This is a genomic window from Sphingosinicella sp. YJ22, assembly GCF_011320075.1.
Lineage (GTDB): Bacteria > Pseudomonadota > Alphaproteobacteria > Sphingomonadales > Sphingomonadaceae > Allosphingosinicella.
Window position 1 is genome coordinate 150077 of sequence record NZ_JAANPA010000001.1, and the last position, 12802, is coordinate 162878.

A 12802-nucleotide genomic window follows, 5' to 3' on the forward strand; every position below is an offset into this window, starting at 1 on the left:
CGAGACCCGAGGGTCATGCGAACGCTTCCGGCGCCAACCGACTAACCTCCTGCAGGCAAATCCGGTATGGCAGCCGGCGCTCGCCCTGGAAGGTGCGGAGCATCACGGCGTCATCCTCGCCGTATCGACTCTCCGGCTCGAAGACATAGTCAGGAGCCGGCCCGGCGATGCCACGCTCGGCAGCGAGGCGCTGGTACGATGCCATTTTTGCGTACGGCCATTCGCAGCCACAGTCCATCACGGCGCGTTTCTTGAAGCCACCGTTCAACGTAGTGGTTCGCCTGCGCGCTCACCCCACCACAGAGAAATGCCTTGGCATTGATGGCCAGCCGCTCATAGGCAGCGGCGCGCTCGGGCATTAGCGCCTTTGCTTCCACCGGATCGCGGGTGCCGAGGCTGACCTTGTATTCCCGCTTGCCGAAGGCGGGTCGCAACTCTGGCGGGATCACCTTGCGGAAATAATAGATACCGGTGCGGGGGTCTTTGGACGGTGCTGTCATTCGGATCACTTTGTACGCATCCTTTGTATGCAAGGACGGGTAAAGCGATCGTGAAAGTGGCGGTTTTCCGCGATTCCGCCGATTTCGGCAGTTCTGGTGACCCCTACGGGACTCGAACCCGTGTTTTCGCCGTGAGAGGGCGACGTCCTAGACCGCTAGACGAAGGGGCCGCTCGAAGAGCAGGGGTGGCGCATATGGGGCGAGGGGGGCGGCTGTCAAGCCGCGCCGCGTCAGGCGCCCGGTACGCCCAATTCGCGGGCGGCGGTGCGCAGCTGTCCCTGGGTCTCGGCGTCGCCGTCGAACGCCGCGAGCGCGCTGCGCAGGGCCGCGCCGGCGGCGTCGCGCTCGCCGAGCACCATGCGCGAGCGCATCAGCCGGACCCAGCCTTCGGCGTCGCGCGGGTTACTCTCGAGGCGGGCGGCGAGGCGGTCGACCATGCCCTTGACCATCTCGTTCTGCTGCGCCGGCGGGATGGCGCTCGCCGCCGCCATCTGCTCGCGGGTCGGGCCGGGAATGGCTGCGGTGGCGGTCGAAGCCGGCGCCGGGCGCGGCTCCGGCAGTCGGCCGGCGATGTCGATATCGTGCTGGCGGGCGATCGCCTGGGCGGCACCGCGGACCTGCGGCTCCCAGCCGGCGCCGGCCGGGGCGTCGCCGAGCAGGGCGACGAGATCGTCGACCGCGCCGCGCGGGTCGCCGTCGCGGTCCTTCAACGTCGCCCGGTAGAAGCGCACCATCGGCTCGCGCGGGTCGAGCGTCGCCGCCCGGTCGAGCAGTCGGCGCGCCTCGGCGAGGCCCGGCTCGGTGCCGAGCAGAAGCTGCGATTCCGCGAGATAGGCGACGTGCATGACGTTGTCGGGCTGAAGCTCCATCGCGCGGCGGAACGCCTGAGCGGCGGGCTGGACCTGCTCGGTGTCGCGATAGGCCATGCCGAGCAGGAACCACGCCTCGGCATTGTCCGGGTCGCTCGCGATGCGCTGGCGGAGGCTGGCAATCATCTGCTCGATATTGCCGGCCTGCTGGTCCGGCGCGGCCGAGGCGACGCTTCGCGGCTGGGCGCCCGGCTCGTCGGACCGAGTGAGCGCGATGACGATCGTGACGAGCGCCAGCAAGGCCGCGAGGGCAAGCGCGATGGTGGCGGGCTGGATGCGCCGCGCGGGCGTCGTGGTGTCGGCCATAGACCCGCGATCATTTCAGCATATCGGCGCACGTCAAGGTCTGGCGGAACGCGGATTAGCTGCTAGACTGTGCGGCCGATGAGGGGCCGACGGCGCACGACCGCCGGCCTTTTGCCACTTCGCAGGTCCTAAGGGGGAAGGGATCGCGTGTCGGAACAGAAGGTTCGGATTGCCATCGTCGGTTCCGGTCCCGCGGGGTTGAGCGCCGCGGCCCGGGCCAAGCAGCTTGGCATCTCGCACCTGCTGATCGAGAAGTCCGACCACCTCTCCGACACGATCTACAAATACCAGAAGGGCAAGCATGTGATGGCGACGCCCGTCCAGCTGCCGCGCCGTTCGGACATGAAGTTCGACGCCGGCAAGCGCGAGGCGGTGCTCGGCCTCTGGGACGATCTCGCGGCGGAGTTCGCGATCGACGCGCTGATCAATGCCGAGGTGCTGTCGATCACCGGGCAGGATGGCGACTTCGTGCTCAAGGTGAAAGGCGCCGCCAACCGCTGGCAGCGTCCGGACAAGCCCGGCGAGCCCCACGGTCCCAATGTCGCGGGCGCCGGTTCCGACCAGGTCCAGGAGATCCGCGCCGAGAAGGTGATCCTGGCGATCGGCACCCAGGGCAATCCCAACCGCATGCGCGTTCCCGGCGGCGACCTTCCGCACGTCCAGTATCAGCTCGACGACCCCAACGCCTATGACAACGAGCATATCACCGTGGTCGGAGCGGGCGACGCGGGCATCGAGAATGCGCTCGGCCTGCTCGAGGACCCCAAGCTCGACAACGTCGTCACCATCCTGAACCGCACCGCCGACTTCTCGCGCGCCAAGGGCCCCAACGTGCAGGCGATGTTCGCAGCGCGCGACGAGGGCCGGCTGACGGTGATGCCGGAGACGACTCCCGCACTGGTCGAGAATGGCTGGCTGACGGTGGAGACCCGCGACGGCCCGCAGCGCTTCCGCTGCGACCGCATCATCGCGCGCATGGGCTCCGCACCGCCGCGCGCCTTCGTCGAAGGCTGCTGCGCGACCTTCATCGAGCAGGAGGACCCGGACGGCGGCAAGCCCAAAAAGGTGATCAAGCCGGGCACCGGGATCGAGTTCAGCAGTCCCGACCGGGAAGCCTATCCCAAGCTGTCGCCGCAGTTCGAAAGCACCGTTCCCGGGATCTTCGTGGTCGGCGCTCTGGCCGGTTATCCGCTGATCAAGCATTGCATGAACCAGGGCTATGACGTCGTCGAGTTCATCAACGGCAACACCAGCCTGGAGCCGGTCGACACGCCGCTTCTCGCCGCCAAGTTCAGCGCCCTGCCGGGCCGCCGAAGCGTCGACGAATGGCTCGAGTTCCTGCGCGAGAACGTGATCATCCTGAACGGGGTGTCGCCGCTGCAGATGCGCGAGTTCATGCTCGACAGCGACGTGCGCTTCTACCGCGCCGGCGACACGGTATTCGAGCGCAACGAGCCGGGCTCGTCGCTGTTCGCGATCGCCTCGGGCAGCGTGCTGGTCGAGGTCGACCCCCGGGACCGCAGCATCACCGTGCCGATCGAGACCGGCTCGATCTTCGGCGAGGTCGGCCTGATCTCGGGGCGCCCCCGCGGCGCCACGGTCCGCGCCGCCGAGGATGCGATCATCGTCGAGGTCTCGCGTCTCTCCGCGCTCAAGCTGATGGCCGCGGTGCCGGCGGCCAAGGAAGCGGTCACCCGCATCTCGGTCGAGCGGCAATTGCTGCAGATATTCAAGTCGGGCCTGACTTCGGCCGACCTCGCCGACGTCCTCGACGATTACAAGATCGTTCGGGTGAGAGCCGGCGAGGCGATTATCAACGAAGGCGAGGAAGGCTACGATGTCTTCGTCATCCGAGTCGGCTCGATGGTGGTCGAGCGCACTGTCGCTGGCCGCCCGGTCTTCCTCTCCTATCTGCCGGCGGGCTCCTATGTCGGCGAGATGGCGCTGCTCGACGGCGGCCGCCGCACCGCGACCGTGCGCGCCGCGATCAAGTCCGAGGTGATCCGCCTCAACGGCGACAAGATGCGCGCGCTGCTCGCCCGCAACGCGCGGCTGCGCGAGCGGTTCGAGACCGACATGGCCAACCGCCAGCGGCTCAACTCCTTCATCGAGGCGAAGAAGGAGAGCTTCAGCGGCGCCGTCGACCTCTATTCGTCGGTCGCGACCTTCCTCGTCGAGCAGGGCATTGGCGACGCCACCGACGTGCTGCTGATCGACGAGAAATTGTGCGTCGGCTGCGACAATTGCGAGAAGGCGTGCGCCGACAGCCATGACGGCCTGTCGCGCCTCAATCGCGAGGCCGGCAAGACCTACGCCCATCTCCACGTGCCGACCTCGTGCCGCCATTGCGAGCATCCGCATTGCATGGCCGACTGTCCGCCCAACGCCATCCATCGCGGCCCGGACGGCGAGGTGTTCATCGACGACAGCTGCATCGGCTGCGGCAATTGCCAGCGCAATTGCCCCTACGGCGTCATCCGAATGGAGATGGTCCCGCCCAAAAAGCCGAACCTGCTGTCCTGGCTGTTCTTCGGGCGGGGACCCGGGCCGGGCGAACCCAGCCAGAAATGGGCCAAGGCCAATCTGCCGCTGACCGGCGACGAGAAGAAGGATGCCGAGCTGACCAAGAAGCGGGCGATCAAGTGCGACATGTGCTCGGGGATCCCCGGCGGACCGGCCTGCGTGCGGGCCTGCCCGACCGGCGCCGCGATTCGAGTCAAGCCGGAGGAGTTCCTCACCGTGGCGCGGCTGGAGGCATGAGCGTGACGGCGGGCAGGGGAGCGGCGCTCTAGATGGCGACCCGGGGGGCAAAGCAGATCGAGCGCAGCCGGTCCTCGGCGCATGAGGGCTTCCTGCAGCATCGCAATCATCGCTGGCTCAAGATCGCGCTCGGCCTCTCGATCGCGGCGCTGATCGTCTATCTCGGCGTGGACGTCGAGCCGCGCCACAATGGCGGCAGCTGGTACGGCTATACGCTCGGCACGATCGGCGCGCTTCTGATCCTGTGGCTGACCATGCTCGGCGTGCGCAAGCGGGCGATGACGCGCGGCTATTTCTCGCTGAAGGCGTGGACGTCGGCGCATGTCTATCTCGGCCTGTCGCTCATCGTCATCGCAACCTTGCACACCGGCTTCCAGCTCGGCTGGAACGTGCACACTTTGGCCTATGTGCTGATGATGATCGTGATCCTGTCCGGGATCTACGGCATCATCGCCTATTCGACCCTGCCCGAAGCGCTCAGCGACAATCGCTCCGAGATGACCCGCTCGCAGATGATCGAGACGATCGCCAAGCTCGACCGCCAGATCGACATCGCGGCGCAGTTGTTGGAAGACACCGAGATCGTCCGCTCCTCGCTCAAGGAGAACCCGTTCCGCGCCGGCATCTTCGCGCGGCTGTCGGGCAGCGACCGCAACTGCCGCAATGCCCGCGCCTTGCAGGACATGCGCGCGCGCCTCGCCACCGCGACGGGGGAGCAGGAGGACGCGATCCGTGCGGTGGTGCAACTGCTCGAGCGCAAGGCGGCGGCGCTGGCGCGCATCCGGAGGCAGCTCAAGATCAAGGCGCGGCTCGAGGTGTGGCTGTTCATCCACGTGCCGACGACCTTCGCCCTGATCGCCGCTCTTTCCGTCCACATCCTCAGCGTCTTCTATTACTGGTGATGGCCCGATGACCTTCCTCGTCGAGCGGATATCCTACAGCGCCCAGGGCCGGCGGATCGTGAAGGCGATCACGGTCGAGGGCGATACGCTCACGATCGGCCGCCATCCGTCCAGCGACATCCGCCTGGCGGATCTCAATGCCGCGCTCCGCCACGCAGTGGTGCAACGGGTCGCGCCGATGCAGCTTCAGGTCTCCGCGGAGGAGGGCGTCGGAGTCGAGCTCGACGGCCGCAAGGTCACCTCCGGCATCATCGACCTCGCGACCGGCGGCGACCTCAGGATCGGCAAGAATCTGCTGCGCTTCGCGCCGACCGCCGCGGGCAGCGAGGAGATCAGGGTCGAGGTCGAGGAGGTCGGCGAAAGCGCGGCCGACGAGAAGGATCGCGCCGACGTCGCGCGCTTTGCCGCGGGCGCGGTCATGCCGGGCAAGCGAGTCGCTTCCTATGTGCTGGCCGTGGTCGTGCTGGCGGTGTTCCTGGCCTGGCCTTTATGGTTCGTCGGCCAGCGCCAGCAGGCCCAGGCCCAGACCGAACAGCAGCCGGTCCGCGGGGACGGCCGGAAGGCCAAGGCGGAGCGGCAGGAACGCGTCGAGGTCAGGCCGGTGGCGGGATTCGCGGCGGACCGGCTGTGGATCAGCGGCCATCTCAGCCAGGCGCATGCCAGCCTGGAGAATAATTGCGGCGCCTGCCATGTCCGCCCGTTCGAGCCCGTCCGCGACGAATCCTGCATGGGCTGCCATGGCGACATCACCAATCATGGCGACACCGAGCGCCGGCCCGAGGAAGCGGCCGCGCGCCTCGCCCGCTCGCAACCGAATCTCACCGGCTTCGCCCGCTTTCAGCTGACCGTTGCCGAGGCGTTCGGCCACAATGCCGGCCGCTGCGTCGATTGCCACCGCGAGCATGAGGGCCCGACTCGGCTCGCCGACACGGTCCAGAGCGACTGCACCGGCTGCCACGCGGATCTCAACAGCCGGCTGACTGGCGTGCGCTTCGGCAATGTCGTGGACTTCGGGCGCAACGCGCCGCGGCCCGATCCCGAGGGTCATCCCGAGTTCCGGCCCCTCGCACTGATCAACTGGGACGGCGATCGGCCGCTGCTGTCGCGAGTCGATCTGCGCGGCGCCCGCGAGAACAGCAATCTCGCCTTCCCGCACGAGATGCACCTCGATCCCGAAGGCGGCGTCGCGCGGATGACCCAGCGGCTCGGCCAGCGTTACGGGGGACGGCCGGGTCTCGGCTGCGCCGACTGCCACACCGCGACGCCGGACGGGACGAGCTTCCAGCCGATCAACATGGAAGAGGATTGCAGTTCCTGCCACAGCCTCGGCTTCGAACAGCAGGGCAATGTCGTGCGCACTCTGCGCCACGGCGCTCCGGACCAGGTCGTCGCCGATCTGCGCGAATTCTATCGTGGCCGCGCGCCGGCCCGGCCGCAGGAGCTGAGCTCGGCCGCTCGCCGCCGCCCCGGCGACATCGGCCAGGTTCGCGCCGCGCTTCAATATGCCCGCGCCCGCGCCGGAGCGAACACGTCGGCGGTGCAGGCGATCCAGGCGGTGTTCCAGCCGCAGGGCGCGTGCGGCGAATGCCATGTCGTCGACCAGCGCGGGCCGCTCGACTTCCACGTGCGGCCGGTCGCCTTCCCGACCCGCTATCTCCTGCACGGCTGGTTCAGCCACGCTCCCCACCGCCGCACCGAATGGCCGCGCGAGACACCGGCTTTCCCCCGCGGCGCTGCTTTCGAAGGCGACCAGGCCTGCCTCAGCTGTCACGTCCAGGCCGGAAGTTCGCGTGCGGCGACGGACCTGATGCTTCCGAACATGGCGAGTTGCCAGTCCTGCCACGGCGGTGAAGGCGGACGGCGCGAAGCCGTGGAATCGAGCTGCTCGATGTGTCATGATTATCACCTGAACCAGGGCGTTCCGGCGATGCTGGTCAGGCGTCAGGCCAGGGGACAGAGATGGCACACGACGGTCACGCCGGTGGCGCGACTGACGGCGGCCAGATGATCGGGGCGGCTTAGTTGGATCTCAACGGGAGCAAGTCGGCGATTCAAAAGATCGGATCAGCCGATAGCCTCGACCGCGCCCCGAGCATCTATGCCGCAGCGGAAGCCAAGGCGGAGGCGCTCGCGCTCGACGTGATCCGCGCGCGGTTCGAGAGCGGCCGCGTCCCCGATCACATGCATTACCACAATAGCGAGCATACCGCCGGCGTGATCAACCGCGCCCGTGCGATCGGAATCGCTATCGACATGTCGGACCGCGACCTGCTGCTGCTGGTGATCGCCGCGGCGTTCCACGACGTCGTCCAATATTGGTCGCCGGAGCATCGCGACGACGGCTCGGTCTATCGCCGCCGCCACGCCGGCCGCAACGAGGTCGCCAGCGCCTATGAGGCGATCGAGGCGATGACCGAGCTCGATGTCGACTTCCAGCCCGAGGAGCAGGGCATCGTCGCGTCGGCGATCATCGGCACGATCCCCGGCTGGGACCATGAGTGCGCGACCGTCGTACAGCCTTTCCTGGTCGAGCATGGCGTCGTGCGCGCCCTGGCGCTGGCGGACATCGGCTCCTCGGGCATGGACCCGGCCATGTACCGGCTCGACGGGCCGAACCTGTTTGCCGAGGAGAATCTCGACATCATGACCGCGCTTGCGCGGGCGCGGCGCGGCAGCGACATCGCCGAAGCCGATCAGGACGACTATCGCGGACGCTACGTCGCCTGGCTGAGGATTCAGCCGGAATTCGCCCGCGGCCGCCGCGAATGCCTCGCCAATGGCGAGCTCGACGGCCTGGACGAGGAGCATCAGGCGCGGGTCGAGGCGCTGTTCTGCCATTTCGACGAGTCGATCGCCGCCGCCGAAGCCGCCGCGCTCGACGCCGAGACACTTCCCTTCGTCCAGCTGATGCGCCAGCTCGATCCGGACGCTTTCCCGGACGAGGCCTAAGCCCCTCCCGTCAATTCCGCCGCGTCGCCTCGACCCAGTCGGCCATGCTGCCGGTGTCGTCGACTTGGTAGAGCCGGCCGGTGCTCGCCGCACGGCCGCGGCTGACGAACAGCTGCTCCATCTCCGCCCGGTTGAACGGACGCGAGCCGAGGCGCCCGAACACCGCCATCTGGTGACCGGTCTCGTCGACGCCGCGGTCGCGGTCGAGCCCCTTCGACAGCGCCAGGGCCGGCGAGGGCGTCCGCGCCCAGGCGATCAGCTCGGGCGCCGGCCGCGGCGAGAAGCCGTAGAGCGCCGGCTGGCTCTCCGGCGAAGTTAGCTGGATGACGCGCACTCCGTTTCGTCCGTCCGCGACATAGGCGAACAGCGACGCGTTGGTCGACGCGACGATGACGTCCTCGACATCGTTGAGCAGCTGCCCGTGCTGGCCGGTGAAGAAGACAGGCGGCTGTGGGGCGTCGGGGCGGGTGATGTTGATGATCGCCAGGCCCTGATGCTTGGCGGCGACATAGGCGTAGGTGCGGGCGAGATAGATGCGCTGGGCGTTTTCCAGCCGCACCGTGCCGCTCGCCACCGGCTCCGGACGCGCCATGTCGGTGACGTCGAACAGCTTAAGCCCCTCGGCGTCGGTGACCCAGAGGTAGCGGAACTGCACCGCCGAGGCGCGCGCGTCGGTAAGCGGCAGGGTCGCCGTCACGCGCGGCTGAAGCGGATTGTCGAGGTCGAGCACGACGAGGCCGGAGGCGGTCGTGACGTAGGCGTAGGTGCCCGCCAGTGTGATGTGCCGGGCGCCGGCGAGGACTCCATTCTCGTTCCACGCGGTGGCGCCATTGGCGAAGCGGGTGCGCTCGAGGAAATTGTTGCGGGGCTCGCCGTCGGCCATGGTGCGGACGTCGACGAGGATCAGGCCCTCCTCGGAATCGGTCACCACCGCATAATTGTAGATCGGGTGGAAGCGCTGCTCCTGGTTTTCCTCGAGCAACGAAACCGTGGTGCCGTCCGCATTCGCCCGAACCGTTTGAGCCATGCGCTCGTTGCGCTGCGGATCGATCGGCTGGTTGGTTGCGAGCGCCATGCAGGTCGCGTTGCGGCTAGGCACGCGCGTGTTGTGTCCGAGCGGCGAGAAGGGCGCGGTGACGATGCGCTCGGAGGTTCCCTTGTTGCCGATATTGGCGATGTCATAGACCTGGAAGCCGCCGCGGCCTTCGGCGACGAACATATATTCGCCGCGCATCTGCAAGCAGCGCACCGCGCCCCCGGTGCCCTGGTGGATGTTGGCGAATTCCTCGTTGTGCTGGGTCTCGCCCGACAGGTTGCGGTCGAGGCGGTTGCCGCGTTCCCAATTGATCAGCTGGCGGCCGTTGCGCTCGACATGGAGGCGGTAGAAATCGGGATAGGCGAAGCGGTGGAGATAGGAGCCGATCACCGCCTGCGGCTCTTCCCACTCGGTCACGCGGGTCGCCTGGAAGCCGCCCTCGAGCCCCGCCCAATTGTGCAGGCCGACGAAGTTCACGAAGTTCGTGCCGTGCAGCAGCAGCTGCGCCATGATCGCATTGTTGTCGTTGTTCTGGCTGACATGGCAGTCGGAGCAGGTCTTGGTCTCGGTGCGCCGCACGGTGTGCGGGAAATGCGGCGCGAACGCCTGTGACGAGTATCCGGACGCCGCGATCGGCGGCTGCTGGATGTAGATTCGCTCGCGGTTGAGATTGGTCGACGACAGGATCAACGCCGATGTCGAGCGGATCGGCGCGACGATTCCGCGGGGCTCGCCGTTCGGTCCCGGCTCGCCGACCTTGGTGGTCTGGTGGCGGCCGAGCTGGAACATCTCGTCGCGCGCCACTTGCGGATTGTAGGTCGCGAAGTTGCGGGTCTGCGCGCCTTCGAAATGGTGCATCGAGGTGCGGAAGTTCGCCTCGATCGGCAAGTGGCAGCCGGCGCAGCTCGTCGTCCACGACAGGTGGCAGGTGAAGCAGGCCATGTCGCCTTCGGGGTGGGCGAGGTCGTTGTCGGGCACGCCTTCGCCGAATGGGGCATGGCCGTCGGTGCGGTCGGCGCTGCTCGCGCTCATCAGCTTGGAGCGCGCCGAGCGCATGCTGAAGCAGGGACCGGTGGTGCGGGGCTCTTCCCATTCCTCCGGGCAGCGGGCGTCGCGCAACGTGCCGTCGACGCTGTCGCGTACCTGGCTGACGACCCAGAACAGGTTCGGGTCGACGATCGAACGCTGGATCAGCACCTGGCGATTGTCGGGGCAGGTCAGCTGGCGCGGAAGGATCTGCTCGCCGCGCTCGATCGCGTCGGCGACCATCTGCTGGGCCTGGCCGCACTCCATCCACTCGAAGCGGCGGCGGCCGTCCTCGTTGCGGATCAGCTCGAGATTGCGTCCGCGCGGCGGCGCCGCCACGTTGGACGTGCGCAGATTGGCATAGTCGCGCGCGGTGCCGTGGCAGTCGCGGCAGCCGATCTCGATGGCGTTGGCGACCTCGCCGTAGAGGAAGCCGTTGCCGTGCGCGTCCTGGGCGAAATGGCAGTCGGCGCATTGCAGGCCGACCTCGGCATGGATGTCCATCATGTGGACGGCGCGGCCGTTATTGTTGCCGACCTCGGGGAACAGCGTCTCGCCGCTGCGCTGGAACACCTCGCGGCGCTGGATCTCCTCCGCGCTGGCAAGGCGGCCGTCGGCGCCGGTCACGTCGATGCGCTCGCCGCGCACGTCGACGAGATTGCCCTCGCGGTCACGGCGGAAGATGCCGCGGAAGTTCCAGCCGTGGCCGTGATAATCGGCGAATTGGGTCATCCGCGCGCGCGGATTGATCTGCTCATAGACCTCGCGCAGGAAGTCGACGTCGCCCCACAGGCCGCGCGGCGCGGCGGCCTCCGGGTTGCGGTCGAGGATCTCGAATGTCTGGCTGGCGCTCGGATAGCGCTGCTGCCGGTAGGTTTCGCGCCACCGCTCCTGTTGCTCAGCGGTCAAGCCTTCCGGCATCTGCAGCCGGTTCTCCGGCCCGGGCCACATGAGGTCGGCGTCGGCCTCATAGTCCCACATCGTGTAGCCGAGATAGCTGTTCAGGAAGATATTGGGCTGGTGCATGTGGCAGGTCATGCACTGGGCGGTCGGAATGGCGCGGGTGAAGACGTGGCGCACCGGGTGGCCGCGCTCGCGCATGGTCGCGTGGTTGGCGTCGGCCGGAGCCGCGCCGGTTGCGTCGCCGGAATCGCCATGATCCTCGCCATGCGCCTCCGCCGGTGGCGATGCCTCGGCGCTCTCGCCACAGGTCGTCGACAGGGGTGAGCCGGCTGCGCGCTGCCCGGTCACCGGGAGAGGCGCCTCGCGGCGATGCTTCTCGGTGTGGGCGTCGTGCTGGGCGAGGTTGCGGATGGTCGGGTCGCAGGTCTGGGTCTGACCGTCGCGGCCATATTGGGCATAGGTCAGGCTGTGCTGCGGCTGGCGGTCGTTGGCGTAGATGACGTGGCAGCCGGCGCAGCCCGAATGACGGTAGTCGCCCGGCTGGTCGTTGGTGCCCATGAACCACATGTACGGGTCGTTGAGGCGCGTCTTGTGGATGTTGAGCACCGCGATGGCGACGCGCAGGCCGGTGCCGGGGCCGCGGTTCGACTGGCGGATGTCGGGCCGGCCGGGCTCCTCGAGGCGCTGGATCGACCCGCTCGGATTGGGCAGGCCGATCTCGGCGAACTGGGTGCCGATGTTGCGCCCGCCGCGCTCGAACACGCGGAACACGTCGGCGGGCGGAAAGACGTGCCAGGTCGGGAGCGGATAGAGCGCGCCGAGCACGCCTCGGGCGCGCTGCTCGGCGGTCGGCTGGCCGTTCGGCGGCGACACGATTACGGCGTTCTGGCCGGTGCGGGTATAGGCCTCGCCGGTGATGTAATTCTTGTAGGGCAGGATGCCGTTATTGTAGGCGCCGCCGCCCCACAGCATCGCGCCCGTCGCCATCAGCGACCGCTCCGCGGCCTCGATGATCTCGATATGGCAGGCGCCGCAGCTTTCGCGCACCACGCGATAGTCGGCGGGATTGACGAAGCGGACGAATTCCGGCGCCTCGATATTGAGCAGGGTGTAGCTGCGCGCCGGATTGGCGCTCGACGGCCAGTGCCAGCCGCCCGGATAGCGCGGCAGCACATGGGCCTGGTCGCGCGCGGCGACGTAGCGCGGATCGTCATGCGCCAGGTTCGGATCGCCGGCGATGCGCGGGTTGCCGCCATGGCAGTCGGTGCAGCCGAGCACCACGGCGGGCGAGCGGTGCATGGTGTGGGCGTCGCTGTCGTAGTGGCACGACATGCAGCCGCTGGTGCGCGCCTCGCCGCTCTTGGCGCGGGCGGCGGCCCAATCCTGGGTGCGCGGGGCAGGGGCGGCGCGGACCAGGCTGTAGTCGCGCACGACCGGCTTTTCCTTCTCCGCCGCGCCGACATAGGTCGCGCCGAACACGGCCGACGCGACGACGACCGCCGCCGCCATCGCGAACTTGCCGAACCGTGCTGCGATCGTCGCCCCCATCGT

At 68.1% G+C, this 12802-nt stretch carries 7 protein-coding genes and 1 tRNA gene; 4 read left to right on the top strand and 4 right to left on the bottom strand.

Annotated features, from left to right (window positions below; genetic code table 11):
- Window positions 1-149: 149 nt before the first annotated feature.
- The 3 genes from G7B71_RS00820 to G7B71_RS00830 form a co-directional block, all read right to left on the bottom strand.
- Window positions 150-500, bottom strand: a complete 351-nt coding sequence (locus G7B71_RS00820; RefSeq protein WP_166036855.1) for a DUF6538 domain-containing protein — start codon at window positions 498-500, stop codon at window positions 150-152.
- Window positions 501-594: 94 nt separating this feature from the next.
- Window positions 595-670: transfer RNA gene (locus G7B71_RS00825), tRNA-Glu, on the bottom strand.
- Window positions 671-730: 60 nt separating this feature from the next.
- Window positions 731-1675, bottom strand: coding sequence for a tetratricopeptide repeat protein (locus G7B71_RS00830; RefSeq protein ID WP_166036857.1), 945 nt, complete (start codon window positions 1673-1675; stop codon window positions 731-733).
- Window positions 1676-1822: 147 nt separating this feature from the next.
- Between G7B71_RS00830 and G7B71_RS00835 the strand changes: the two genes are divergently transcribed.
- From G7B71_RS00835 to G7B71_RS00850, 4 genes are read left to right on the top strand one after another with little or no spacing between them, the layout of a single operon-like run.
- Window positions 1823-4435, top strand: coding sequence for a cyclic nucleotide-binding domain-containing protein (locus tag G7B71_RS00835; RefSeq protein WP_166036859.1), 2613 nt, complete (start codon window positions 1823-1825; stop codon window positions 4433-4435).
- A 32-nt stretch (window positions 4436-4467) separates the two neighbouring features.
- A complete protein-coding gene (locus G7B71_RS00840; RefSeq protein WP_166036861.1) occupies window positions 4468-5337 on the top strand; it encodes a hypothetical protein in 870 nt (289 codons plus the stop codon).
- Window positions 5338-5344: 7 nt separating this feature from the next.
- Window positions 5345-7345, top strand: a complete 2001-nt coding sequence (locus G7B71_RS00845) for a cytochrome c3 family protein (protein ID WP_166036863.1) — start codon at window positions 5345-5347, stop codon at window positions 7343-7345.
- 14 nt (window positions 7346-7359) lie between these two features.
- Entirely contained in the window at window positions 7360-8286 is a 927-nt protein-coding gene (locus tag G7B71_RS00850; RefSeq protein ID WP_166036864.1) for an HD domain-containing protein, read from the top strand.
- 10 nt (window positions 8287-8296) lie between these two features.
- Here G7B71_RS00850 and G7B71_RS00855 read toward each other — a convergent pair whose 3' ends face one another.
- Window positions 8297-12799 carry a hypothetical protein gene (locus G7B71_RS00855; RefSeq protein WP_166036866.1) on the bottom strand — a complete coding sequence of 1501 codons (4503 nt, stop codon included), beginning with the start codon at window positions 12797-12799 and terminating at the stop codon, window positions 8297-8299.
- Window positions 12800-12802 lie beyond the last annotated feature (3 nt).

Excerpts from the sequence above, each read along its gene's own strand:
- G7B71_RS00845 (WP_166036863.1), top strand. The coding sequence starts at position 5,345 with ATGACCTTCCTCGTCGAGCGGATATCCTACAGCGCCCAGGGCCGGCGG.
- G7B71_RS00855 (WP_166036866.1), bottom strand. The coding sequence starts at position 12,799 with ATGGGGGCGACGATCGCAGCACGGTTCGGCAAGTTCGCGATGGCGGCG.
- G7B71_RS00820 (WP_166036855.1), bottom strand. The coding sequence starts at position 500 with ATGACAGCACCGTCCAAAGACCCCCGCACCGGTATCTATTATTTCCGC.
- G7B71_RS00840 (WP_166036861.1), top strand. The coding sequence starts at position 4,468 with ATGGCGACCCGGGGGGCAAAGCAGATCGAGCGCAGCCGGTCCTCGGCG.
- G7B71_RS00830 (WP_166036857.1), bottom strand. The coding sequence starts at position 1,675 with ATGGCCGACACCACGACGCCCGCGCGGCGCATCCAGCCCGCCACCATC.